Genomic DNA, 24,650 nt, shown 5'->3' on the forward strand with positions numbered 1-24,650 from the left:
GATTTGACTTTATAAAAACAATCTATCTTTTAGCTATTTGTAACAAACGTTCAGCGCCCCTCTGGCGAGAAGGCCGGTGTAAACTATAAATAAGATCAAAATTTAGTTAAAAAGACTCAAGGGCGTTTTTGACCTGTGTCATCAGCCACATTGGAGTAGATGTAGCGCCGCATATACCTATTTTATCGCCGGGACTGAACATTTCCTTATTTATTTCATTCTCGTTGGATACAAAATAAGTGTTAGGGTTATATTGTTTGCAAACTTCATAAAGAACCTTACCATTCGAGGATTTCTTACCCGAAACGAATACTATATGATCGTAGTTAACAACGAACTTTCTTAGATCTTCGTCTCTGTTCGAAACCTGCCTGCATATCGTGTCGTTAGCTTTAATATCGTAGCCGCGTTTTATGAGCTCATCTTTAATCTGATAAAATTTGGCAGTACTCTTTGTGGTTTGACTGTATAAAGTAAATTTATGAGGAAGATCTACATCTTCCAGCTCTGCAATATCCTGGAATACTATCGCTTCGTTGTTAGTCTGCCCCTGAAGGCCGATCACTTCAGCGTGACCATGTTTGCCAAATATTAAAACCTTTTCCTTATTATCATGAGTGTTTTTTATGCGATTCTGCAGCTTGAGGACAACAGGACAGGAAGCGTCTATAAGGGTAATATTATTTTCAAGTGCTATTTTATATGTATCAGGTGCCTCGCCGTGCGCCCGGATCAGCACCTTTTCGTTTCGTATGTTTGCCAGGTCCTGATGGCTAATAATTTTAAGTCCCTTTTGCTTTAAGCGGGCCACCTCATCATCATTATGAACGATATCTCCAAGACAATATAAATAACCATCTTCTGCGAGGATCTCTTCGGCCATATCAATGGCATAAACCACGCCGAAACAAAATCCGGAATCCTGATCTATGGTAACATTGAGGTTCAATTTCATTTCATGCATCTCCCTGACTATAAAGAACCCAGCAAAAATACGAAAATCTTTTCAGGTGCCTATTAAATCAGTTCTTTATCGTTCTGCCTTTCCAGGCAGGTATTTTAGTGAAATAGTTGTTTACCGATACCACGGCGAGGAATATCATTAAAGCCATTTGAATAGGGTGCAGTAGTATGTTTAACCATACATTCTGGCCAGACATCAATGAAATCATAACCCGGCTTAAGACTATCAGTGATAAAGCAAAGAATAAAAGCTCAGCACTCAAAATATAAGCTATAGCTAAGGGGCCCAGGATTACAAGAAACAAGTACAGGAACAGTCCGATTACATTATTGTTAAAGCCAGCGAAAAAATTCTTACTAAATCCCCTGAAAGCTTCACTGAAGTTTCTATATGTGCGGTAGAAAATATATCGGTTAGCCAGCAACGTTTCGCCCCTCAAACCAGAGGCTTTCAACAGCTTCATAATCTCAATATCTTCCACAACCCTTTCCCTGACAAGCTCATGCCATTGATTTTCTTGATAAGAGCTGGTACTAAAGAGCATAAACTGCCCACTCGCAGTTGAGAAGGCAGGACTTTTCGATAACCTGACAAGCCTTAACGGGAGCAAATTCAGAAGGATAAAATGAATTAACGGCACGATAACTCGCTCTCCCCATGAAATCATCAACTGATTTGCAAACAAGCTTAACAGATCCAGCCGGTAGAACTTCATCCTATGGATCGAATTGTTAATAAGGCCGTCATTGACTATCCCATCCGCATCAAGAAACATTAAAAACGCCCCCCGCGCGTGTTCGGCTAGTTGATAACAGGCATAATTTTTTCCCTGCCATCCCGCAGGAATGTCTTTGCCTGAAACAACTCTGAACCTCTTATCTCCTTCGCAGAATTTCCGGCAAACTGCCAGAGTTTCATCAGTAGAATGATCATCAAGTATAATCACTTCATAATTACTATACTCCTGCCCGCGGATTGACTGCAAAAGGTCTAAAATATTGCGCTCCTTGTTTCTGGCCGGTATAAGAATGGAGACAAATTCATCATAGGAACGAGGAGCGATTGTAAGCTTTGGGTTTGATATGAAATTAAAAAGCGTCACGGTAAACCGCAATATCATGAAAAGGAAGATAAAGTAGATTAGTATCATAAAATGGCCAGATATATCGGCTACTTCAAAACATCAAGCACACTAAACAGCTTTTGCCGTGTAGCGGAGCTGCTGCCACTATAATTGTTAACGATAAATGAAAAAACCAATGGGGTACCGTTGGAACTTGTCTGATATCCAGCGTACGCTACAACATCGGCAATGCTCCCGCTTTTCATTTTCATATTATTGTAAACCGGCAGACTTTCATAAAAACTGTTAAACCAAGGTTCGCGCTTAAGTGACTGCAATATCTGAGCCATCGACAAGGTTGTGATCCGGTTAGAGGGAGAAAGGCCGCTACCATCATAAATATTCATGGCATTTTTATCAATGCCGATCTTTTTACTCCAAAAATCTTTAATTATATCGACTCCTTCGGGTATCGTGATCTCCTTTCCTTGTTTCCAAGCCATAGTCTTAACCAGGTGCTCACCAAAAAGATTAATGCTCTTTTGATTAAACCAATACACAATCTTCTCGAGACTTGGCGATGTATAGATGTCCAGTATGCGGGCAGCAGGCTGGAAATCGAGCTTTTCTTTACTCAGTTCTCTCGCAGTACTGACGGCCTCTGCAAATATCCCTGAGGCTTTTAATTTATTAAACAGACTATGAGCCAGATCCAGTGCAGGGTCCGGTACAGATGCTGAAATAACTTTTTTAAGGTCTAAACCGTAAGTACCCCGCAAATAAACCACGTTCGAGTAAGGCGCAGAATATGCGTACACATTATCCCCGGTTCCGGGACGCGCTGTTGTTACTTCGTTAACTATCTTCAAATAGCGCATGTCGGGCTCAGTGCGTATTAGCTCGGCGGGTTCGCCAACTCTTCCCGCCTTGAAGATCAGGTCAAATTGATTTTCCCTCCAGGTAAGCGTTGAAGGGCCAGCACCATAATAGTTACCGATATCCTGCCATGTCCACCCCCCGGGTAATGTCTGTGTTCCGAACAATCTGTCATCTGATATAATGCGCCCAGCTACTTTCTTTATTCCCGCGTTCTGTATCGCGTCTGCCCATCGTTGCAACATTTTTTCGCTTTTTGTCTGCTCGTATCGTTCGCTTCCCAGACTGGGGTCGCCACTGCCCGTAATTATTATATCCCCATAAAGAATCCCATCCGCGGCGATGGAACCTGTATATCCTAATGTTGTTTCCCAGATGAAATCTTTTCCAAGTAAGTGATAAGCAGTTGCTGCTGTAACCGTCTTAAGAGTAGATGCCGATGCCAGTCCTGTATTCCCATTTTTTGAAAATATTATTTCACCGGTTTCGCCATTCACTACGGTAAGGGAAGCTGTGCCAAATGCCATCTGACTATCCGATTCGAATTTGCGGAATGCATTTTCAATTCGCTGCTGGAGAGATTGAGCTGCCACGGTGCAGACTTTCAGAATCAGGAACAAGGAAAAGATATACTTCATAAAATGTTATGCAATAAGTTTAAGGAGTAGACGCTAAGGGTAAAAATAGGCTATTTATCTTTTTACGGACAATAAATTTCCGATCATTATGCCGGTGCGCACTAAATTGGCTTCTGTGTTACTTATGGCTGTTACGAGGTTTGAGGGACGATGCCCGATGGGCACTAAAGCATCGAAATATTTCTCTAATTCTCCGTGCCGGCGTAAAGGCAGGTTGCCTCCCACACCTATTACCGGGATATTTCTTTTTTTTGCCCGGAGTGCGACTGCATAGGGCGCTTTGCCCTGCAGGGTTTGTTCATCCAAACTGCCCTCTCCCGTGATAAGAAGATCGCATTTATCCAGTCTTTCATCGAATCCTGTAATCTTTAAAAGGTGCTCAGCGCCTTCAACCAAATCTGCATCGATAAAAGCGTGAAGCCCTGCGGCCGTGCCGCCAGCTGCCCCCCCGTGCTTCAGGACATCCATTCGTTTGCCATTTTGCTTAAAAATAAGCTCATTTAGCTTGAAAAGCACCCCTTCGAGCTTTGGCAGATCTTCATACTTCGCCCCTTTTTGCGGACCAAATACAGCAGCAGCTCCATCCGCACCAAGCAGAGGGTTGTCCACATCGCATAAAACCGTGATCTTACACCCAAGGATTCTCTCATCCAGGCTGGCCAAGTCGATCTTATCCAGAACAGCAAGACTCTGCGGATCAGGCATTAAAGCCCTACCATCTTTATCTAAAAACCTTACACCCAGGGCGTTGAGCAGGCCGGCACCGCCATCAACCGTCGCTGATCCACCCAATCCTAATATAATTTCGGTAACGCCCTTGTCAAGTGCGGCGATAATCATCTGGCCTGTACCAAAAGACGACGTCTTGAGCGGATCCAATTCGTCCTCGCCCAACAGGCGCAAACCGGAAGCATCCGCCATTTCTATAACGGCTGTTTTACCTCCATTAATAAGACCAAACGACGATTCAATTTGTCTTCCCAAAGAATCTTTGACTTCAAGACCTACTCTTGTGCCGTTAAAGCGTTCGATGATAATAGCCGCGGTTCCATCTCCGCCATCTCCAATAGGAAAACATTCTGTAGTGCAGATCAGCGTCGAAGACATTAATCCCCTGCTTATGGCCTCGGCAACAGCACGGGCGTCAAGACTATTCTTAAAAGCGTTCGGAGCTATAAGTATATGCATTCAGCGTCTTTCAATAAATTTATCAACCAAGACCTAAATGTACAAATACTCGATTATGTGCAGCTTATTTGTTTACGACATTAACAGGCTTACCCTCCAGGAACGAAATTAAATTCTTTTCCGCTATATCCATTAGCCGTGACCGGGCTTCTTTAGTTGCCCAGGCAATATGAGGAGTGATGATGCAGTTTTTAGCTCTAAAAAGCGGAGAGTCAACTGGGGGTGGCTCTACCGATAGTACATCAATCCCTGCCCCGGCAATGATATTATTATTTAAGGCATTGGCAAGATCTTGATCAACAACAATCGGTCCGCGCGATGTGTTCAGCAAAAATGACGAGGGTTTCATCGTTCTGAGACTTTCTGAATTAATGAGGCCCTTTGTCTCGGGAAGCAGAGGACAATGAATACTAACTACGTCTGATTCTCTCAACAGCTCAGGCACCTCAGCCCATTTAAAGTTCTTCCGCGCTGACTGATCGCTCTGAGTTCGGGATGAACCGATAATATTCATGCCAAAGGCAGTGGCAACATCAGCAACGCTGCTCCCTATATCCCCGAATCCGATAATACCCATTGTTTTCCCGGCCAACTCAACTAAAGGAAACTTCCAATAACAAAAATCCGGAGAAGCAGCCCAGTCACCCTTACGAACCGAATCACTGTGCTCCTGTACATGCAGACAGAGTTCAAGCAGCAGGGCCATCGTCATCTGAACTACCGAGGCCGTGCCGTAGCCGGGTATATTCGCTACTACTATCCCATGTGCTGTAGCGTAGTCGATATCAACAACGTTATATCCGGTAGCTAATACACCAATATATTTAAGGTGTGGCAGCTCTTTCAGAATACCTTCTCTTAGAGGTGTCTTGTTTGTAAAAATTATTTCAGCATCGCCGGCACGCTCTACGATCTTATCTTCGGGCGTCCGGTCATGCACCTTCAAATCGCCTAGTTCACTAATTCCATCCCAACTTATGTCGCCAGGGTTCAGTGTATACCCATCCAGTACAACTATCTTCATGTCTAAATATTTTATTAATCACGACAACACCTTTCGCCATGCCTCGTGAAGTGCAGGCTTAGTGGCAGCTACATAAACTTTAACGTCCCGAAAAATCTGGGAAGATGAAAATTGGGTTTGTCATTTTTAACTACAGACCAGGTCAAAAAATGAATGTTCGATGTATTTTCTGCAATCTTATAAAAGTTAGCTCGCCACTCGACACCTTTTGCTGGACGGGTTATTTTAGAATATGCTTCCAACATCAAAACAGGTATCCGGTATTCAATAACCCATTCACGCGGCTCAGTCATTTCCGGGTCCACTAGCTTGGGTAGAGTATGCGCTATTTCTATTTTCCTGATATCCATCTCATCGACTTGGATCCTGCGATCGCCGTTATAGCCCAATAAGGGTGTCCCGCCACCGTTCGTTTCCAGGTTGAAATACTTTAAAGGCTCAGTGGCATCCGGTGAAAAGAAAAACTCCACAGCGGAGTCTCTCCAGACCGGCCCGTTTATCTTGTCTGTGACGACTTTAATAAACCGCTCATTAACCCGGAAAATAACATACAGGTTTTTTTCATCATACATCATTTTTGCCTGTGCCGCAGGGATAAATGACGGGGCCTTACCCATTAAGTTCGTTATATTCAACGGCTTAATATTGCGCCATTGGGCTTTATTCCAGTCTGCATCAATCTTCATATTCCCCTTCAGCTTCTTCACTTTATAGCTCGGTCCTGCCGGATGTACTTCCGGCATCTCTTGAGATAATACAATAAAACTACAGAGCATGATAATGCTGAGCAGCGACAAAGTATATTTAACAGTTTTCAATCTAAGTTTCACTTTCCAAATCATGTCGCCAATGGCGGGCCTCCAGGTATCATTACTCTCTCTCTTGCTGGCTTTTTCTTATTCCGGGTAGCTGTAAAGGTGGCTGTCTGGTATTCACCTAAATGTATATTCCCCGAAAACGTATCACCGGTGACCATTCCCGAAAACAAAAAGCTCAGGCTATCGCCGACGAGTGGGATTGCACTCCGAAGCTTTACCTGGTTTCCGTCGATGGTACCATTAACATTCCCTGTATTCAGGTTGCCCTTATGTGTTCCGCTAAGCCAGTTACCATCTTGCTCAAGAGTAAACGCGTGTTGGCTGGTGCTGCTGAAGAAATTTACGCTCACATCCCAGCGGCCGGAAAGATCTGCCACCGGAGAAGTCATTTCCGGTTTAGCAGTCCGCTTCTTTGAAAGCACTTCGTAAAGACGATCTGCAACGATTTTTTCCTCACCCGCCTGCATCTGACCTGTCGTAATACTAACGGACGTTTTACCGTCAGCTTCGTTCTTAGCAGCCAATGCAACCCGCGGCTTACTCCTTCCAAGCTCTTCAGCAATCTCAAAACTGGTAACATTTAATTTTTCAGGGTCCCAGATAACACTTAAAACCGGGGTTTTATTATTAAGGACCTTAGGTTCTATAACTTTCGTTTCTACCCCCTGTATAGGCGAGACCTTCCTAACGATCGTGTCTATCCATCCCATCCACCTTTTCCATTCAGCTCCGTGATCACGTTTAGTCCAATCCTCTACCGCTGCAAGCATTCCTATCATCTCTTCCCTGCCGACCTTATTATCACGTCCCGGACCGTGATGCGGCGAACTGGCTTGCCACGCCGACTTTAATATTGCCTTATCTCCCAACATCAACCCCGCACATTGCGGACCGCAAATAGCCTTGCCGCCGCTGTATGCTACTATCGTCGCCCCTCGTTTCAGGTGAACCGGCGGAATAGTCAAATCCTCTGCAGCGGCATCGACCAAAATCGGAATATTCTTAGGTTTCGCTATTCCAGCAATTACTTCGAGAGATAAGGGCTGCCCGGTAGCCGACGTATTACTTGTAGTCACGTAGATCATTGCCGTTCTGGGATTGATTGCTTTCTCAAGCTCTTCAGCATTATTCACATGCACGATCTTAACCCCAATATTCCGTATTGCGTGATCATAAGAAGTACGCGCGTATCTGGGAATGATCACTTCAGTTTTTTCCAGCCCTGTCAGATCGGGTATGCGAAGAAGCAACTCTGGATTACCCCCCGTTACACATGCAGCAGTAATATGCTTAAGGCCAGCGGCACAACCCGCAGATACCATCCCCCATTCGGTTTTGGTTAAATCCGCCAGCCTCTGACCTATACCTTCAGCCAACTCGTCATACTGCACAAAATTATGTGAAGCGGCATCCATGGCTTCCCGAACTGCCGGCCGTTCGATAGATCCCCCAATAATCGTATAAGTACCCATGCAATTTATTACCGGCTCGACGCCAATAGAACGGAAAATATTTGTCTCGTCCATAAAAGAGGTCGTGGTTGTGATTGAATCTCCCAGCGGCTTGATCGCTGGCAAAGCCGTGACGTCAGATGGCGCGGCCAATGAATCTTTTGATAAGAATCCCCCCGCTATTGGAAGTATCGCCATGCCCTTAATTGCGTTTCTACGTTTCATATTTATTAGTTTGTCTACAGTTCGTTTATGTGGAACTCAAAAGCAATCCGGGTTGCCTCGCATCCCGGGCCCGGAGATAAGTTCAAAATCCCCAATTTCTATTTTGAATTTTATTAAAATCTCGATAATAAACAGGGCGTAGTAAATATTGGAATTATTTATTTAACAGCCTAATTTCAGGCCAGGCACCTGATTTTTTTCAAAGTATTGCCTGAATACTGGAGTTCTCCGTCTGACATCGAATTTAACCGTCTCTGATTGCTAATTACATGGTTTACAAATTCATAGTTATGAAATGATCAAAATAATTGGTAAATATGTCTAAACAATTGGCGGGACATCAATGAAATATTTTCTTGTAGACAAAAATTACTTAGATACGCTCAGCAATATTGAAAGAAGAAAGTACTTACAGAAAGTCCGGTTAGTGAAGCTTCTGCACGCGCAAGGAGCTAAATCCAATGCTGATATTTACCGCTTGCTCAATATCAGTTCACCTACATCGATCATCTTATTAAATGAACTTCTTTCTGAAGGACTGATTGAGAAGAAGGGTAAAGGCAGATCGGTAGGTGGTCGTAAACCTGAGCTTTATTGCCTTAAGGACAATTCGTTTTTTGTATTGAGCATCGGGATGGAGCGCTTCAAAACTGAAATTGCTCTGTTTGACAATAATAACAACAATATAACTGCCGTTCGCAGCTTTCCCCTGCGTATGACTAAAGACAAAAGTGCAATAAGCCAATTGCACCAGTATGCCGATGATGTGATCCGGTCATCCGGAATCGATACAAATAGGCTGGTAGGTATTGGAATAAGTATGCCGGGATTGGTAGATGCCACTTCTGGGAAAAACTACACCTTCCTTTTTTCAAGGAATGATTCAAAAACTTTACAGGGCACACTTGAAGAATTATTCCAAAAGCCGGTTTATATTGAAAATGATGTAAAGACAAATGCATTGGCTGAATTTCGATTTGGATTAGCCTCCGGCAGGAAAAATGTGCTCGTACTTCTTATGGATTGGGGGCTGGGGCTGGGAATAATCATGGACGGTAAACTTCAAAGTGGGACTTCGGGGTTTGCTGGTGAAATTGGCCACATTCCTTTTGTAGATGAAGGCGAGTACTGCTTTTGTGGTAAACGAGGATGCCTTGAAACGGTAGCCTCGGGCATGGCGATAGCGAGGATGGCCAAGCAGGGAGTATACTACGGAGAAAGTTCACTAATTAATGTGATACCCGATGAAGAGGTCGAACAAATCGAACCGCAGGCTATCATTGATGCCGCAAACAAGGGCGATCAATATGCCATAAATATTCTCGCTGAAGTCGGTCACAATCTAGGAAAGGGGATATCAACGCTTATACAGTTGTTCAATCCCGAACTGATCATCCTGAGCGGAAAAATAGCTGAAGCCAAACAATATATCACCATCCCTATCAAACACGCGGTAAATATTTATTGCAGCACCCGTATCCGGGAAAATACACATATAGCCTTGTCCAACCTTGGGAATGTAGGCGGCCTGCAAGTATCTGCCAGCATTGTACTGGAAAAAACCTTCGAGAAACAGATAGAATTAGCCAGCTACCGTTCAGCTATGGCGGTTTCCCTGAGCAAAGCTAGTTGATAAAGGGAATAGCATGGGAAATAGTAAATGGGAAATAGCAAATGGGGAATTTGAATTGACTTTTTAGCTTATCCTATTCCCCATTTCCTATTCTCCTATTCCCTATATCAGTTTATTTTCCATCAGATATTCAGCGATCTGCACTGCGTTTGTTGCTGCGCCTTTCCGGAGATTATCTGCTACGATCCAAAGATTCAGGGCATTAGCCTGCGACTCGTCACGCCGGATCCTTCCAACAAAAACTTCGTCTTTTTCGTGGGCGTCCATCGGCATCGGATATTTAAGGTTTGCCGGGTCATCAACCACAATAATACCCTCCTCTTTCTCCAGGATAGAACGTACTTCGGCAAGATCAAAATCATTCTCAAATTCTATGTTTACCGATTCAGAGTGGCCGCCCATTACAGGGATGCGAACAGTTGTTGCAGTAACACGGATCGAATCATCCCCTATAATCTTCTTGGTTTCAAGGATCATCTTCATCTCCTCCTTGGTGTAGCCGTTGGCTGTAAACACGTCAATCTGGGGTATCACGTTCAGGTCGATAGGGTAAGCATAAGCCATTTCGCCACTCACACCTTTACGCTCATTCATCATTTGGTCGACAGCCTTTACGCCTGTACCGGTAACCGACTGGTAGGTTGAAACCACCACCCGTTTAATTTTATATTTCTCGTGCAGCGGCTTTAACACCACCACCATCTGGATTGTTGAACAGTTTGGGTTAGCGATGATCTTATCGTCTGCTCCTAATACCGAGGCATTGACCTCCGGTACAACCAGCTTCTTTGACGGATCCATTCTCCACGCTGAAGAATTATCAATTACTGTAGTGCCAGCCTCAGCAAAACGCGGTGCATTTTCAAGCGACGTGCTTCCACCTGCCGAAAATAGAGCCACATCCGGTTTCATCGCCACGGCGTCGTCCATGGTCACAACAGTGTACTTCTTTCCCTTGAACTCGATCTGTTTACCGGCGCTCTTTGCAGAAGCTACGGGAATCAATTCTGTTACTGGGAAATTGCGCTCTGCTAAAACTTTTAACATCACCGAGCCTACAAGGCCGGTAGCGCCTACTACTGCGACTTTCATTTTTTTAATGTTTTTTATACGTTATTATTATTTTAATTAAGCAAATATGGGATTTTTTTAGGTCATTAAGCTAAAACGTACTGAAATCGATAGCATAGGTTTAGCACGCATCAACGGCTGAGGAATTTAATGTCCGATAATTTACCCTATAGAGAAAAATTCCTACCACTCACTCATTCTGAGCCAGTATTGTCAAAACACTAACGATTTTTATTCCTGTTTTTACGCAATATGAAACAGATCCTGTTATTATTAGGAATTTTTGTATGTGGCATTCTTCACGCCCAGGTCAGCGACGATTTTAGCGACGGAAACTTTACCGTTAACCCAGAGTGGAGTGGGAACAACAGTAATACGGACTTCATCATCTCGGATAATAAACTCAGATCAAACTCGAGTACTGCAAATTCGAGTTTCTTTATCAGCACCGCCAGTACCCTGGCTACCGGAACTCAATGGGAAATCTGGGTAAATCTTCAACTTAGCACCTCTGGTGCAAATTATACAGACATCTACGTTATTTCCGATAAGGAAGATCTTAAAGCTGCATCCATTAACGGATATTTCATCAGGATTGGCAACACAGATGATGAAATAAGCCTGTATAAAAGGTCAGGGGCGATCAATACCAGCATCAAAATTATTGACGGAATAAATGGGGCTGTAGGATCGTCGAATAACACCGTTAAAGTCAAATTAAAAAGAGATATCAATGGGCTTTTTACCCTGGAACGCGAGATTGTATCTGCGGGTTCATCCTATCTCACAGAGGGATCAATAACTGATCTTACACATGTAACTTCTACACACTTCGGGGTATTTGTCCAGCAATCGACAGCATCTTTCTTTTTCAAGCATTTTTTCGATAATATTAAGGTTGAGCCTATCCTCCTCGACATCATGCCGCCAGACCTGGTTTCAGTTTCGGCCATCGACTCAAATACTCTGGAAATTACTTTCAACGAAGCAATGGATAGCCTGACGGTAAAAACCGCGAGTAATTTTTCGATCAATCCCAATGTATTCGTTACCGGAGTATCAACGACCGTTGACCCCGCAAGATTCGTATTAAAACTAGCGGGCGGTCTCGCCAGCGGAACTTATAATCTCCATGTATCAGCTGTTAAAGACAGAAATGGTAACCTGATGGAGGACAGCAAAGCGTTTACCTATGTGAAACCCTATTTGCCTAAACCCGGCGATATAGTTATCAATGAAATATTTGCAGATCCTTCTCCTCCTATAAGCCTCCCTTCTGCAGAGTTTGTCGAACTACGCAATAACAGCGATCAGTCTATCTCATTAAAAAACTGGAAATTCAGTGATTCAGGAAGCTCGTCCACACTCGGAGAGATCAGCATCGACCCGGGCGGCTTTATCATTCTTTGCGCTCGCACTGACACCTCAGATTTTCAACCCTTTGGAAAAACGATTGGCCTCTCACCCTGGCCATCATTGAATAACGCCGGCGATCTTCTGAAGCTGATCAGCACGGGGGAGGTCATTGATTCGGTAAACTATGCAGATACATGGTATAGAAGTGCAGCAAAGAAAACAGGCGGATGGACTCTTGAGCGAAAAGATCCGAAGTCAACGTGCGAGGGGATCTTTAACTGGCTCCCGTCTGATGATACAGCCGGGGGGACTCCCGGGAAGGAAAACTCAATCTATCTTTCCGAAACGGACCTTCTGCCGTTGTACGCGGACAGCCTAAAGCAACTCTCAGATACTACCATCCGAGTATTCTTCAATAAGTCGCTGAGCAATAAGGCGCTGATCGCCGAGAATTTCACCCTTACGCCACCGGCTGGCATTACCGGGAAAATTACGGCTGATGAAGAATTAAAGCGGTTAACCATTTATTATAATGAAAAATTTAAGCCGGGAACGGAATACAATCTAACTATTTCGAACGTGACCGATTGCAGCGGAATCCAGCTTTCCAGAGATCAGAGTACGTTAAAATTTAAAACCACAAATCTCCCTGACCCCATACCAGAGAGACCCGACAGCGCGCTGATCATAATAACCGAAATATTCGCCGATCCTTCACCCGAGGTTCTTTTGCCATTGGTAGAGTTTATTGAGATCTATAACCCATCAAAAGATACTGTAGAGCTCGACAAATGGACCCTTAGCGATCCCGGTACCGAAACTATCTTTCCCAAGCAAAAAATATTACCGCAGGAGTATATTATACTTTGCCCGGCAGCAGATACCCTGACTTATAAAAAGTATGGCAAAACAATTGGCCTGAGCCCATGGCCGTCGCTGAACAATAGTTCAGACCAGATCAGCCTGAGGAGTCATAAGAACCGCCTGGCAGACTCCGTTTCATACTCCGACACCTGGTATCACAACCAGTCAAAAAAAACAGGAGGCTGGAGCCTCGAAAGAATTGATCTCAAATCCATCTGCAACGATTTTCTTAATTGGACCGCATCGGTTGACACCGTTGGCGGCACGCCGGGCAAACGAAATTCAGCCGGCCTAAATCGCACGGCATTAAAAGCAGATAGCGTACAGATCGTCTCGGATACGACAATGAAAATATACTTTAACAGGCCGGTCTACGAAGCTAGTCTGCTCATCGATAACTTTAAGCTATCGTCCGGCCCCCTGGTTAAAACACTCACTTTCGGCCGGGAAGCCAGGGAAGCAAGCCTTACCTGGCCAAGCAAGCTCGACCCCGGAAGCGATTACGAATTGATGATCTCAAACATTATGGATTGCTCCGGTAATAAGCTCATCGACACGCAGTTAATTAAGTTTAAAACTGCCCCGCTGCCAATAGTGAAGATTGATACAGGCCGGGTGATAATAACTGAAATATTTGCGGATCCTTCGCCGGAGATTGGACTGCCCCTGACCGAATACATTGAAATATACAATCCGGGTTTGGGAACCATTGATCTTTCGAAATGGGTGTTAAGTGACGTAAACACAAAAAGCTTAATTCCGTCCAAAGCTATCGGTGCCAGAGAATATGTCATTCTTTGTCCGGTTGCTGATACGCTGTCGTTTAAACAATATGGCAATGTGATCGGCTTAAACCCCTGGCCAGCACTTGGAAATAGTAGCGACCGGCTAACTATAAAAAGCTTCCGTCAGCGCTTAGTTGATTCTGTCGACTATTCCGACAAATGGTACAAAAGCCGGATGAAAAAAAATGGTGGCTGGTCTCTGGAAAGAATCAACCTTTCAAACAGCTCGTGCAGCGGTTTTTATAGTTGGGTCGCATCCCAGGATGACTCGGGAGGTACGCCCGGAAGAGCTAACAGCCGGCAAATCAACGGAAATGAAGCGCTGATCCGAATAGATTGGATAAAACACACGTCTGATAGCACAATCGTCATTAAACTAAATACCATTCCCGATACATCCTATTTAACCCCCACTTTTTTCTCTGTTAACAATGGCATGGGATATGCGAAAACTCTTATCGTATCCGATGACTATGAACAGGTCACTCTTGGCTTTGCCTCGAAATTTAAAGAAGGCATCACCTACTTGCTTTCGGCAGATTCTCTTTTCAATTGTTCAGGACTGAGATCCAAAGCTCAGGAGGCGCAGGCATCATTTACGATCCCGGCTGAGCCGGATTTAGACTTCCCGATTATAATCAACGAGATCTTTGCGGCCCCCTCGCCTTCGGTAGATCTACCGGAAACCGAGTTTATTGAATTGCATAACCTAACTGCAAATACGGTAAGCCTGGCGGGTCTGATTTACGGCGACGAAAGAAATCAGTATAAGTTTACTTCGGGACGTATAGACCCGGGAGGCTACCTGATCCTTTGTCCTGAAAAGGATACTTTAAATTTTGTTAAGCTTGGCAAGGTGCATGGTTTAAATATCTGGCCAGCACTAAATAATGACAGTGATGTCCTGTTCCTTAAAAATAACAAAGGCAGGGAGCTTCAGAAAGTCGCATACGCCAAGTCATGGTATAAAGATACCGGAAAAAAAGCGGGAGGTTATTCCCTGGAAATGATTAACCCCGCTTCCGTATGTGCCGGCATTCAAAACTGGCAGGCGTCAAAAGATGCTTCCGGCGGAACACCCGGAAAAATAAATTCTGTTTATCTGATTTCCGAGCCCGAGTCTTTAAAGCTGCAGCACGCGTCTATGGCCGACAGTATACACCTTTTGCTGACATTTAACCACGCGGTTGATAGTTTATCAGCATTAGACCCGGGAAACTATGCTATAAACAACGGTGTTGGCGCACCGGCATCCATAACACCCATCGCGCCATATTTTAACACAATACTTCTCAGGCTTAAAGCCCCACCGGCAAAGGGCCATACTTATGCGCTTGAAGTGAAAGGATTGCGAAACTGCACAGGATCAGAGATATCCAAAGACTTTGACCGGGCAGAGTTCACCCTGACAAAACCTATTCTAAAATCCGACATCCTTATCAATGAAGTTCTATTTAACCCCAGGCCCGGAGGTGCAGATTTTGTTGAGGTCTACAACAACACCAAACACGATCTTGACCTGCAGGAGCTCTTTATTGCTACCATGCTAAAAGACAGCATCAGTTCCGTTAAGAAAATAAGTACAACCCAGTCATTAATTGCACCCGGGCAGCATCTGGTCTTCACGGCAGATCCGGAAAACATCGCTGAAGAATACTCCATTGGAGCCTCCGCACACATTTTAAAGATCGCACCGATGCCAGCGTTTAATGATAACAACGGAACCGTGCTGCTTTTAAGCGGCAGCAATATCATTGACAGGTTCAACTATTCGGAGAAAATGCATTTCCAGTTACTTAAGAAATTCGAGGGAATTTCCCTGGAAAGAAGCCGCTTCGACCTGGATGCAAATATTCCGGGTAATTTCAGGTCAGCTACCGCTGCCTCCGGATATGCAACACCCGGCTATAAAAATTCACAATTCAGTTCCTTTCAGCCCGGCACGGAGGAGTTTACCTTAAGCTCAAAAACCTTTTCGCCCGACAGTGACGGTTTTGAAGATCTTATGGAGGTAAGCTATAATATGACGGTTCCCGGCATGGTCGCAACAGTGAAGATCCTGAACGACAAAGGCCTCCTTATCAAAAGCTTATTAAAAAATTCGACCTTAAACAAACAGGGCATTCTTACATGGGATGGCCTTGACGAGCAGAATAACTTGTCCGGCCCGGGGATATATGTCATCTACGCAGAGATATTTGACGCAAGTGGCAACGTAGAACGGTTCCGCAAAGCATTTGCCCTTGCAATTAAACTATAAGGTGCGACCCATTAGGGTTGGAACACGTCCGAAATCCTTACATTTGATAAAACCAATTATTATGCGTGATACAATCGTAGTTATCGGTTCGAACGGGCAAATTGGGACGGAACTTGTAAGTGAGTTAAGGAAGATCTATGGCGATGGGCAGGTCATAGCATGCGACATCCGCCGTCCTGATTACGACATCAAAAATGCCGGGCCCTTTGAATTTGTAAATGTGCTTGAGAAAGACATTCTGAAGAATATTTTCCAAAAATATAAACCCACCCAGGTATACCTGCTGGCGGCGCTTTTGTCGGCCACGGGGGAGCAGAACCCCAAGCTTGCCTGGGACCTCAACATGAACGGGCTGCTGAATGTGTTGGATCTGGCGGAAGAATTTAAAACTCCTAAGATCTACTGGCCGAGCTCAATTGCTGTTTTCGGCCCAAATTCGCCGAAGGTGCAAACACCTCAGTATTGTGTGATGGATCCTAATACGGTTTATGGTATCAGCAAGCTGGCCGGTGAGCGCTGGTGTGAATATTATTTCCAGAAATACGGTATAGACGTACGAAGTATCCGCTATCCGGGACTTATCAGCTGGAAAGCTGCACCTGGCGGTGGCACTACAGATTACGCGATACACATCTTTCATGATGCATTGAAAAAAGGCAGTTACCATTCATTCTTGTCGGCAGATACCGAGTTGCCGATGATGTATATCGATGATGCGATTCGCGGTACCATTGAACTGATGGATGCCCCTGCAGAAAGCATAAATATTCGCTCGTCCTATAATTTTACAGGCATGAGCTTTACCCCGGAGACCCTTGCTGAAGAGATCAGAAGACATATTCCAGGCTTCAAGCTATACTATACCGAATATGACCAGCGCCAGGCAATAGCATCAAGCTGGCCTAAATCCATCGATGATAGCCAGGCGCAGAAAGACTGGGCCTGGAAACCGGAATTTGACCTGTCTAAACTAGCCATGGAAATGTTCAATAATTTAAAAAGATAACCAACACTATGGCAGGGTTGCAAATTTTCCCGGATCCCAACTTAAAAAACCTTTCCTGTTAGGCTGTAAAATAAAAGATAAATAAGCAATTTAGCTCCGATAAAAAAGCATACAATAAAATATGGGAAGAGCATTCGAATTCCGTAAAGAAAGAAAATTTAAACGCTGGGCGAAAATGGCCGTTCAGTTCACCCGGCTTGGTAAAGAGATCGTGATGGCCGTGAAGGACGGCGGATCAAACCCTGAAGCAAATTCCCGCTTACGCACAGCGATGCAAAATGCCAAGGCGGTGAACATGCCTAAGCATACCGTAGAAGCGGCTATTAAACGTGCCAGTAACAAAGACGAAAGTAACTACGAAGAAATAGTTTATGAGGGCTATGCACCACACGGCGTTGCTGTATTGATCGAAACTGCAACTGATAACACCAACCGGACAGTTGCCAACGTACGAAGCTATTTCAACAAGACCAATGGTACTCTGGGTAAAACCGGCTCACTGGATTTTATTTTCACCCGCAAATCTGTTTTCCGTTTTGATCCGGGCGAAATGGAGCTGGATGAACTGGAACTTGAACTGATCGATTCCGGACTGGAAGACCTTTATGTAGAGGAAGACGAGGCTGGTAAAGACGTTGGCGTAATTCATACATCCTTTGAAGACTTCGGTAAAATGCAGAAAGCGCTCGAAGAAAAAGGCATTCAGGTGATCAGTGCTAAGCTGGAACGGGTTTCAGAATCAACCACAACAGTAACCGAAGAACAAGCTGCTGATGTGTTCAAACTTATCGATAAGCTTGAGGAAGACGATGACGTGCAGGCTGTTTACCACAATATGTCAGAATAATAGTACCGACGATGACTTTCGAAGAATTCTTTATAAAGAAAAAGATAGACCTGGCTCAGCTAAAAGCTGCCGAGCCAGGTCTATACTCGGAATTCGAGAGTCACTATAGGCAGATGGGTGAAAAAAGCTTTGATCACAGCAAGAAGTTTCTTTTTAATAAGCTTCGCCGCGTGTATCATACAAAAGAAGAACCTAAACCGGTACCTCCGGCGGAAGTGACTAAAGTAAATGAACTTGCTTCCCAAGCCGAACCCCTGCTCTCCCCTTCTGTGGAAGCAACAGTTTATACACCGCGCTTTAAGCCTGCCGCTATTAAGCCGCCTCCCACCACACAGCAGGAGAATCCAGAAAGCATTCAGTCAGAAGAAACTAAACCGGCATTTAAACCAAGGTTTAAGCCCAGGCTGACGAGCAGCGCGCCTTCCGAAGTAACTGAGGATAAATATGTCAAAGAGGAAAAAACTGAAACGAAAACAAATAAGCCTGCATACAAGCCAAGATTTAAAGCGGCAGTTGCTGCTCCAAGGGAAAATGATCCTGAAATAAAAGAGGCCGCGCCCGCAGAGCAAGCTAAACCGGCCTTTAAACCAAGATTTAAGCCAGGTATAACCAATGCCCCGCCAGTGCCTCCAGCATCCGCGCCGAAGGAACTAAACCCGGAAGATCAGCAGAAACAAGAAGAAGAAAATTCAGACGCAAACAGCCGTGCTTCAGATTCCGGCGACCCGGTTTCAGAAACTGCCGCTCAAGCCGTCATAGAAACTAAGCCCGCTTACAAACCCCGGTTTAAACCTTCCATCACTAAGCCCAAGAACGAAGACTAGTCCTTAAGCATTGACAAAAAGCTATTTCTTGTGAGAAAAGAGCCATGGCAACAACTCAGGCTCCGCAAATGCTGCATCCCAGCTATTATGACCTGCATCCGGGTACATAGTTAATTTAACCGGTGATTTATATTTCTGCAGCTCAGCCACTACAACCTGGGATCTCTCAGGCGGTACAGCAGTATCTTTGCCGCCATGGAAGAACCAGAGCGGAACCTTCCTGTATTTTTTAACATTGGCAACATTATCGCCTCCGCAGATAGAAAAAGCAGCTGCAAAAACTTTCGGTTTCCGCCGGAGCACCTCGAGCGTACCCATTCCACCCATAGAGAGCCCGCCGATATAGAACTGGTCTCTATCGGTATACTTTAACGACCTGAAGTGGTCAACCAGGTTGAGCAGCTGTTTCATGGCCTTGCCGGGATCACCGCCTTGCTGGAACATAAATCTATCGGCACCAGTACCGAATTTCACGTTTGCCCAGAAATCATTCTTCGGGCATTGCGGAAATACTACGATAGCCGGAAATCCACTTCTTACCTCTTTACTCTGGAAAAGATTACCGCCGTGTATTAGCTGTGCCTCATTATCATTCCCACGCTCGCCAGAACCATGTAAGAAGAATAAAACAGGATACTTCATCGCAGGATCGAAATTCTCGGGAAGCAGGAGCCGGTAACGCAGGCTGTCCGCCCCTTCGATAAGGGTCTCTTTGGAATACGTATTATTTTGTGCGATTGATATACCGTGCAGGATCACCAACAACATCGTCAGGCAAAAACTCTTCTTCATAGCTAATTTGATTTCAGGAGATCAAATTAACGAAAATTAAAGAACTTCACTGGTCTGCACGGCTAAGCTTTTGTTTATGAATATTGACTGGTTGCGGAACTTTTACATAATAGCCTGTACCGTCATACACACGCCTTCTGGGGTGAGACTGGCAAAGTTCTGAACACGCGCCTTCCAGTTTTTCGCCGCAGGCATCGCATTGGGTGAAATGTTCATTGCATTCAGGATTTGCGCAGTTGATCATTTTAGTGGTGTGACTCCCGCAGTTGCGGCAAATGGAAATAACCACCGGGTTTACTGAATTGACATCAACTGCAACACGGTTATCGAAAACGTAGCACTTACCTTCAAAATCTTTCCCACCCGCTTCTTTCCCATATTTAATGATTCCCCCATGCAATTGATAAACGTTTTCAAAACCTTCGTGCAGCAATAAAGCGGAGGCCTTCTCACATTTAATGCCACCGGTACAGTAGGTAATTATCTTTTTGTCCTTATACTGCGCCAGTTCGTTGATCTTTTTAGGGAAGTCGCGGAAATTTTCGATATCCAGGGTAACTGCATTCTTAAATCTGCCAATTGAGTGCTCATAGTCCGACCGAACGTCCAGTACCACTACATCCTCATTGTCTTTCATCTTAATAAATTCATCCGCTTCGAGGTGAATACCGGTCTTCTTTTCCGGGTTGATAATCTGCGGATCGCGCAGACCGGAATGCACGATCTCCGATTTGTAACGGCAGTGCATCTTGATAAAGGATGGCTCAGCAACTTCATCCACTTTGAAATCGATTGAGGCAAATCGGGCATCTGCATGCAGATGGTCCATATAGGCTTTACAGGATTCCACGGTACCTGAAACGGTGCCGTTCAATCCTTCGTCGGCTACGATGATACGTCCAACAAGGCCCAGGCTCTTACAAAATTTAAGATGATCGGCTGCAAATTGTTCAGCGTCTTCTATTGCACTATAGCAATAGTACAGGAGTGTATTGTATGTAGTCATAAAATCATTGATACTGCTGCAAACAGCGTTTAATGCGGCGCAAAGATACAAAGCTGGAGGGTGTTTTGCAAATCTCAAAGGTGTCCCTATCTTTGGCGGATGGAAGAAGTCGCCGAGTTTTTATTCGCAGAGAATCAGCTCTCTGAGTACGGCTTTCTAAGGTATGCATATCATACCAGGACGCCACGTGCTTTAATTCAGCTGGAAGATTATGGCGTTGAGGAAATGGAATTCTCCGTGATTGACGAGATCGACAGATTCGACGCCTACCCGAAGGAAGAAATAGACGCTATGATGGAAAGGCTTAAAGCCTGGTGGATTGAATACCGGCGGGATATTTTGGAAGAGGGATTAGAAGAATCCGGGGACGCCGAAATCAAATGCCCCGAGCTTGATGACGCTGTAACGCTTTCTATCATTACCGGTTCCGATAAGCCAGAGCCCTCCGAATTTGAATCAATTGATGAACACACAATCGTAAAAATGTCTATCAATGGTGTCGAGTTCTGGGCAAGCATACTGGAATTCGACCTTAGCACGGAAACTATTCTCGGAGTTGTGCAAAGCCCATTGAACGAAGAAAGCCTAAAAACAAGGAATACATTTATCGCCGGGTTTCGCAACGTTTCTGAGATAGTGCACCAGTAATCACCTCCCGAAAGTTTTCCCGGTCATCTTTTTTTATCTTTGCCATACTAAACCCATACAAATGAGTAATATTAGCGCTTGTCCGAAATGCAATTCAGAATTCACTTACCCTGATCGCGATAAAATGGTTTGTTCACAATGTTTCCATGAGTGGATCATAGAGGAGGAAAAAGTTGACTCCGATGATAGCCTGAAAGTACTGGATGCAAACGGCAACCAGCTAAATGATGGTGATTCGGTCGTGGTAATTAAGGACCTGCCCGTTAAAGGGGCACCAAAACCTTTAAAAGCAGGGACTAAAGTGAAGAATATCCGTCTAACAGATGGCGACCATAATATCTCCTGCAAGATCGAGGGCTTCGGCTCGATGGCATTAAAATCGGAATTTGTCAAGAAGGCGTAGTGCCTATTAATTTATGCTGATTAAAACCCATAAGCAATCCTGCCCCGTGTTAACCCGCCTGCCATCCACATGCGACATTCCATACATTCCTCTGAAGTTTAAATATTCCAGACCGATATACCTCGCTATAGTTCTATACATACCGATGTTTGGTTAAGACAGGTTAAAGTCTGCAGAATTCTTAATTTTGCATATTCAAAAGCAACCTTTATGTATAAAACGCTGCAACCGGTACTCGAAAAAGAGCTTGAAGAAATTGAAAAAGCGGGCTTGTATAAACGTGAACGGATAATAACTTCTCCGCAAGGGGCTGATATCCGGGTTCAGGGAGGGCAGGATGTGATCAATTTCTGCGCGAATAATTACCTGGGACTTTCGTCTCACCCGGCGGTCATAGAAGCAGCGAAAAAAGCTATCGACTCACATGGTTTCGGGATGTCTTCGGTGCGCTTCATTTGCGGAACCCAGGATATCCATAAAGAACTGGAAGAGAAGATCTCTAAATTCCTGGGCACGGAAGACACTATACTTTACGCGGCGGCCTTTGATGCCAACGGCGGAGTGTTCGAACCTTTATTTAACGAACAGGATGCTATCATCTCTGACGCACTTAACCATGCGTCAATTATTGACGGAGTGCGTTTATGTAAAGCACAGCGCTATCGCTATGAACATGATGACATGGCCGACCTGGAAGCTAAATTACTGGAAAGTCAGCATTTGCGCCACCGCATTATCGTAACTGACGGTTCCTTTTCGATGGACGGCACTATCGCCCAATTGGACAAGATCTGTGACCTTGCCGATAAATACCAGGCCCTGGTCATGATCGATGAATGTCACTCATCTGGTTTTCTTGGAAAAACCGGCCGTGGCACCCATGAACACCATAACGTGATGGGCCGCGTTGATATTATTACAGGCACCCTGGGTAAAGCCCTGGGTGGCGCCTCCGGCGGTTTCACCTCCGGGCCAAAAGAAGTTATTGATATCTTACGCCAGCGATCACGGCCTTACTTATTCTCAAACACCCTTGCGCCATCCATAGTTGGTGCGTCTATAGCCGTGCTTGATATGCTTAGTGAAACTACCAACCTGCGCGATAAACTGGAGGAAAACACGAAGTACTTCCGTGAAAAAATGACCGCAGCTGGTTTCGATATTAAACCGGGTTTACATCCGATTGTTCCTATTATGCTCTATGAGGCAACGCTTGCTCAGGAATTTGCAGCAAAGCTTCTTAAAGAAGGCATTTACGTCATCGGGTTTTATTTCCCTGTGGTACCGAAAGGAAAAGCAAGGATCCGGGTACAGCTATCGGCGGCCCATGATAGAGAGCATCTTGATAAAGCCATAGCAGCCTTTACCAGGGTTGGCAGGGAATTAGGTGTTTTAAAAGATAAATAAATCATTCGAACGGAAATATCCGTATATCATTATAAGAATTAACATGCAGCAAAAGATCGATCAATACCTTAAAGAGATAAGCGTATTCCAACCGCGGAACGCCGGCGAACTCGAATCCTTTCGTATAAAGTTCCTTGGCACCAAGGGGATTATAAAGGATCTTTTTGAAGAGTTTAAAAGCGTTTCATCGGAGGAAAAACGCGTTCTTGGAAAAGTGCTGAATGAATTCAAGCAGTTTGCTGAAGCACGCTACCAGGACCTTAAAGACAGCACCGGGTCGCAAGGACCGGATAAAGCCTCGGATCAGGACCTTACACTTCCCGGGCAGGGCTTTGAGCTGGGATCCCGCCATCCGCTCTCGCTGGTGCGTAAGGAGATCATCGGTATCTTCAATAAGCTTGGGTTTCATGTTGCCGAAGGACCGGAGATCGAAGACGACTGGCATAATTTCTCTGCATTAAACTTCCCCGAAGAACACCCGGCCCGTGATATGCAGGATACGTTCTTTATAAAAAAGAACAGTGAGGTCGGTGATATCGCATTACGCACCCACACTTCCTCAGTGCAGGTTAGGATGATGGAAGCGGGACAGCCGCCATTCAGAGCCATTATGCCCGGACGGGTGTATCGTAACGAAGCAATATCTGCGCGGGCACACTGCTTTTTTCACCAGGTAGAGGGTTTGTATATCGACGAGAATGTATCTTTTGCTGACCTTAAGCAAACACTATTCTACTTCGTGCAGGAGCTATTTGGTGAGGGCACTAAAGTAAGGTTCCGCCCCTCGTATTTTCCTTTCACCGAACCCTCTGCAGAAATGGACATTTCCTGTACTATCTGTAAAGGTGATGGCTGCCAGTTCTGTAAACACAGCGGCTGGGTGGAGATCCTGGGCTGCGGAATGGTTGATCCTAATGTTTTGGAAAACTGCAATATAGATAGTAAAAAATATACCGGATACGCATTCGGGATGGGAATTGAAAGGATCACAAACCTGAAATACCAGATAAAGGATCTTCGTCTATTCTCAGAAAATGATATCCGTTTCCTGAAACAATTCCAATCAGAAATGATCTGATGAGATTATTATGGATTTTTATATTAATCTCCTGCACACTGCTCTCCTGTTCTAAAGACGAGGGTGGCAGGATTCCTGATGCTTATGTAAATTTCCAAATAACCCACCAGGAATTTAGTATAAAAACTGCGAGCACTAACGGTCTATTGTTGGTGAATCGAAATGCCGGCGGAGGAGTTGCCGGTCTGATCATCTACAAAGGATCATATAATAGCTATGTGGCATTCGACCGCTGCAGTTCAGTAAATCCCGAGCAAGCATGCGCGGTGGTGCCTGATGATCTAAACCTCACCGCAACAGACCCCTGCAGCGGTGCGAAATTTTCTTTAACCGACGGATCACCCGTTAAAGCGCCTGCCAAAAGAGGGTTAAAAGAATATCGTGTAATAATTACTAATTTTGGCCTCACGGTAACAAACTAAA

At 44.7% G+C, this 24,650-nt stretch carries 21 protein-coding genes; 10 read left to right on the forward strand and 11 right to left on the reverse strand.

Features of this window, described 5'->3' with window-relative positions; translation table 11 throughout:
• Positions 1 to 106: 106 nt before the first annotated feature.
• From P2W76_RS00360 to P2W76_RS00390, 7 genes are all read right to left on the reverse strand, one after another.
• The gene (locus P2W76_RS00360) at positions 107 to 955 is read right to left on the reverse strand and encodes a 4-hydroxy-3-methylbut-2-enyl diphosphate reductase (protein ID WP_276345445.1); all 849 of its coding nucleotides are present in this window, start codon (positions 953 to 955) and stop codon (positions 107 to 109) included.
• A 67-nt stretch (positions 956 to 1,022) separates the two neighbouring features.
• Entirely contained in the window at positions 1,023 to 2,114 is a 1,092-nt protein-coding gene (locus P2W76_RS00365) for a glycosyltransferase family 2 protein (RefSeq protein WP_276345446.1), read from the reverse strand.
• Positions 2,115 to 2,134: 20 nt separating this feature from the next.
• On the reverse strand, positions 2,135 to 3,541 hold the full coding sequence (gene dacB / locus P2W76_RS00370; protein WP_276345447.1) for a D-alanyl-D-alanine carboxypeptidase/D-alanyl-D-alanine-endopeptidase: 1,407 nt from the start codon (positions 3,539 to 3,541) through the stop codon (positions 2,135 to 2,137).
• Between the two features lie 54 nt (positions 3,542 to 3,595).
• Entirely contained in the window at positions 3,596 to 4,729 is a 1,134-nt protein-coding gene (locus tag P2W76_RS00375; protein ID WP_276345448.1) for a glycerate kinase, read from the reverse strand.
• A 64-nt stretch (positions 4,730 to 4,793) separates the two neighbouring features.
• Entirely contained in the window at positions 4,794 to 5,753 is a 960-nt protein-coding gene (locus tag P2W76_RS00380; RefSeq protein WP_276345449.1) for a D-2-hydroxyacid dehydrogenase, read from the reverse strand.
• 68 nt (positions 5,754 to 5,821) lie between these two features.
• Positions 5,822 to 6,496, reverse strand: coding sequence for a carbohydrate-binding family 9-like protein (locus tag P2W76_RS00385; protein WP_276345450.1), 675 nt, complete (start codon positions 6,494 to 6,496; stop codon positions 5,822 to 5,824).
• 95 nt (positions 6,497 to 6,591) lie between these two features.
• Positions 6,592 to 8,247 carry an aminotransferase class V-fold PLP-dependent enzyme gene (locus tag P2W76_RS00390; RefSeq protein ID WP_276345451.1) on the reverse strand — a complete coding sequence of 552 codons (1,656 nt, stop codon included), beginning with the start codon at positions 8,245 to 8,247 and terminating at the stop codon, positions 6,592 to 6,594.
• 343 nt (positions 8,248 to 8,590) lie between these two features.
• Between P2W76_RS00390 and P2W76_RS00395 the strand changes: the two genes are divergently transcribed.
• On the forward strand, positions 8,591 to 9,880 hold the full coding sequence (locus P2W76_RS00395) for an ROK family protein (protein WP_276345452.1): 1,290 nt from the start codon (positions 8,591 to 8,593) through the stop codon (positions 9,878 to 9,880).
• 102 nt (positions 9,881 to 9,982) lie between these two features.
• Here P2W76_RS00395 and P2W76_RS00400 read toward each other — a convergent pair whose 3' ends face one another.
• Complete coding sequence (locus tag P2W76_RS00400; protein WP_276345453.1) at positions 9,983 to 10,972, reverse strand: aspartate-semialdehyde dehydrogenase; 990 nt, start codon at positions 10,970 to 10,972, stop codon at positions 9,983 to 9,985.
• 231 nt (positions 10,973 to 11,203) lie between these two features.
• Here P2W76_RS00400 and P2W76_RS00405 point away from each other — a divergent pair, with 231 nt between their 5' ends.
• The 4 genes from P2W76_RS00405 (at position 11,204) to P2W76_RS00420 (ending at position 18,893) form a co-directional block, all read left to right on the forward strand.
• Positions 11,204 to 16,216, forward strand: a complete 5,013-nt coding sequence (locus P2W76_RS00405; protein WP_276345454.1) for a lamin tail domain-containing protein — start codon at positions 11,204 to 11,206, stop codon at positions 16,214 to 16,216.
• A 61-nt stretch (positions 16,217 to 16,277) separates the two neighbouring features.
• Positions 16,278 to 17,222, forward strand: coding sequence for an NAD-dependent epimerase/dehydratase family protein (locus tag P2W76_RS00410; RefSeq protein WP_276345455.1), 945 nt, complete (start codon positions 16,278 to 16,280; stop codon positions 17,220 to 17,222).
• Positions 17,223 to 17,343: 121 nt separating this feature from the next.
• Positions 17,344 to 18,069, forward strand: coding sequence for a YebC/PmpR family DNA-binding transcriptional regulator (locus tag P2W76_RS00415; RefSeq protein ID WP_276345456.1), 726 nt, complete (start codon positions 17,344 to 17,346; stop codon positions 18,067 to 18,069).
• A gap of 11 nt (positions 18,070 to 18,080) precedes the next feature.
• Positions 18,081 to 18,893, forward strand: coding sequence for a hypothetical protein (locus P2W76_RS00420; protein WP_276345457.1), 813 nt, complete (start codon positions 18,081 to 18,083; stop codon positions 18,891 to 18,893).
• A 21-nt stretch (positions 18,894 to 18,914) separates the two neighbouring features.
• Here the strand turns inward: P2W76_RS00420 and P2W76_RS00425 are convergent, their stop codons facing one another.
• A complete protein-coding gene (locus tag P2W76_RS00425) occupies positions 18,915 to 19,685 on the reverse strand; it encodes a prolyl oligopeptidase family serine peptidase (protein ID WP_276345459.1) in 771 nt (256 codons plus the stop codon).
• Between the two features lie 46 nt (positions 19,686 to 19,731).
• Positions 19,732 to 20,691 carry a rhodanese-related sulfurtransferase gene (locus P2W76_RS00430; protein ID WP_276345460.1) on the reverse strand — a complete coding sequence of 320 codons (960 nt, stop codon included), beginning with the start codon at positions 20,689 to 20,691 and terminating at the stop codon, positions 19,732 to 19,734.
• Positions 20,692 to 20,790: 99 nt separating this feature from the next.
• Between P2W76_RS00430 and P2W76_RS00435 the strand changes: the two genes are divergently transcribed.
• Both P2W76_RS00435 and P2W76_RS00440 read left to right on the forward strand, forming a co-directional pair.
• On the forward strand, positions 20,791 to 21,339 hold the full coding sequence (locus P2W76_RS00435) for a hypothetical protein (protein WP_276345461.1): 549 nt from the start codon (positions 20,791 to 20,793) through the stop codon (positions 21,337 to 21,339).
• 61 nt (positions 21,340 to 21,400) lie between these two features.
• Positions 21,401 to 21,742 carry a zinc ribbon domain-containing protein YjdM gene (locus P2W76_RS00440; protein WP_276345462.1) on the forward strand — a complete coding sequence of 114 codons (342 nt, stop codon included), beginning with the start codon at positions 21,401 to 21,403 and terminating at the stop codon, positions 21,740 to 21,742.
• Between the two features lie 6 nt (positions 21,743 to 21,748).
• Here P2W76_RS00440 and P2W76_RS00445 read toward each other — a convergent pair whose 3' ends face one another.
• Positions 21,749 to 21,883: a hypothetical protein gene (locus P2W76_RS00445; RefSeq protein WP_276345463.1), complete on the reverse strand. Its 135-nt coding sequence runs from the start codon at positions 21,881 to 21,883 to the stop codon at positions 21,749 to 21,751.
• Between the two features lie 69 nt (positions 21,884 to 21,952).
• Here P2W76_RS00445 and kbl point away from each other — a divergent pair, with 69 nt between their 5' ends.
• From kbl to P2W76_RS00460, 3 genes are read left to right on the forward strand one after another with little or no spacing between them, the layout of a single operon-like run.
• Positions 21,953 to 23,149 (forward strand): glycine C-acetyltransferase, encoded by a 1,197-nt coding sequence (kbl, locus tag P2W76_RS00450; RefSeq protein ID WP_276345464.1) that lies wholly within the window; start codon positions 21,953 to 21,955, stop codon positions 23,147 to 23,149.
• Positions 23,150 to 23,192: 43 nt separating this feature from the next.
• Complete coding sequence (pheS, locus tag P2W76_RS00455) at positions 23,193 to 24,227, forward strand: phenylalanine--tRNA ligase subunit alpha (RefSeq protein WP_276345465.1); 1,035 nt, start codon at positions 23,193 to 23,195, stop codon at positions 24,225 to 24,227.
• Complete coding sequence (locus P2W76_RS00460) at positions 24,227 to 24,649, forward strand: hypothetical protein (protein ID WP_276345466.1); 423 nt, start codon at positions 24,227 to 24,229, stop codon at positions 24,647 to 24,649. The genes pheS and P2W76_RS00460 overlap by 1 nt, the downstream gene beginning before the upstream one ends.
• Position 24,650: the final 1 nt, after the last annotated feature.

Origin of the sequence: Daejeonella sp. JGW-45 (assembly GCF_029360805.1) — a bacterium.
Taxonomy (GTDB): Bacteria; Bacteroidota; Bacteroidia; order Sphingobacteriales; family Sphingobacteriaceae; genus Daejeonella.

Coding starts and splice junctions, on each gene's coding strand:
- P2W76_RS00360 (WP_276345445.1), bottom strand. CDS start 955: ATGAAATTGAACCTCAATGTTACCATAGATCAGGATTCCGGATTTTGT.
- P2W76_RS00365 (WP_276345446.1), bottom strand. CDS start 2,114: ATGATACTAATCTACTTTATCTTCCTTTTCATGATATTGCGGTTTACC.
- dacB (WP_276345447.1), bottom strand. CDS start 3,541: ATGAAGTATATCTTTTCCTTGTTCCTGATTCTGAAAGTCTGCACCGTG.
- P2W76_RS00375 (WP_276345448.1), bottom strand. CDS start 4,729: ATGCATATACTTATAGCTCCGAACGCTTTTAAGAATAGTCTTGACGCC.
- P2W76_RS00380 (WP_276345449.1), bottom strand. CDS start 5,753: ATGAAGATAGTTGTACTGGATGGGTATACACTGAACCCTGGCGACATA.
- P2W76_RS00385 (WP_276345450.1), bottom strand. CDS start 6,496: ATGCCGGAAGTACATCCGGCAGGACCGAGCTATAAAGTGAAGAAGCTG.
- P2W76_RS00390 (WP_276345451.1), bottom strand. CDS start 8,247: ATGAAACGTAGAAACGCAATTAAGGGCATGGCGATACTTCCAATAGCG.
- P2W76_RS00395 (WP_276345452.1), top strand. CDS start 8,591: ATGAAATATTTTCTTGTAGACAAAAATTACTTAGATACGCTCAGCAAT.
- P2W76_RS00400 (WP_276345453.1), bottom strand. CDS start 10,972: ATGAAAGTCGCAGTAGTAGGCGCTACCGGCCTTGTAGGCTCGGTGATG.
- P2W76_RS00405 (WP_276345454.1), top strand. CDS start 11,204: ATGAAACAGATCCTGTTATTATTAGGAATTTTTGTATGTGGCATTCTT.
- P2W76_RS00410 (WP_276345455.1), top strand. CDS start 16,278: ATGCGTGATACAATCGTAGTTATCGGTTCGAACGGGCAAATTGGGACG.
- P2W76_RS00415 (WP_276345456.1), top strand. CDS start 17,344: ATGGGAAGAGCATTCGAATTCCGTAAAGAAAGAAAATTTAAACGCTGG.
- P2W76_RS00420 (WP_276345457.1), top strand. CDS start 18,081: ATGACTTTCGAAGAATTCTTTATAAAGAAAAAGATAGACCTGGCTCAG.
- P2W76_RS00425 (WP_276345459.1), bottom strand. CDS start 19,685: ATGAAGAAGAGTTTTTGCCTGACGATGTTGTTGGTGATCCTGCACGGT.
- P2W76_RS00430 (WP_276345460.1), bottom strand. CDS start 20,691: ATGACTACATACAATACACTCCTGTACTATTGCTATAGTGCAATAGAA.
- P2W76_RS00435 (WP_276345461.1), top strand. CDS start 20,791: ATGGAAGAAGTCGCCGAGTTTTTATTCGCAGAGAATCAGCTCTCTGAG.
- P2W76_RS00440 (WP_276345462.1), top strand. CDS start 21,401: ATGAGTAATATTAGCGCTTGTCCGAAATGCAATTCAGAATTCACTTAC.
- P2W76_RS00445 (WP_276345463.1), bottom strand. CDS start 21,883: ATGTATAGAACTATAGCGAGGTATATCGGTCTGGAATATTTAAACTTC.
- kbl (WP_276345464.1), top strand. CDS start 21,953: ATGTATAAAACGCTGCAACCGGTACTCGAAAAAGAGCTTGAAGAAATT.
- pheS (WP_276345465.1), top strand. CDS start 23,193: ATGCAGCAAAAGATCGATCAATACCTTAAAGAGATAAGCGTATTCCAA.
- P2W76_RS00460 (WP_276345466.1), top strand. CDS start 24,227: ATGAGATTATTATGGATTTTTATATTAATCTCCTGCACACTGCTCTCC.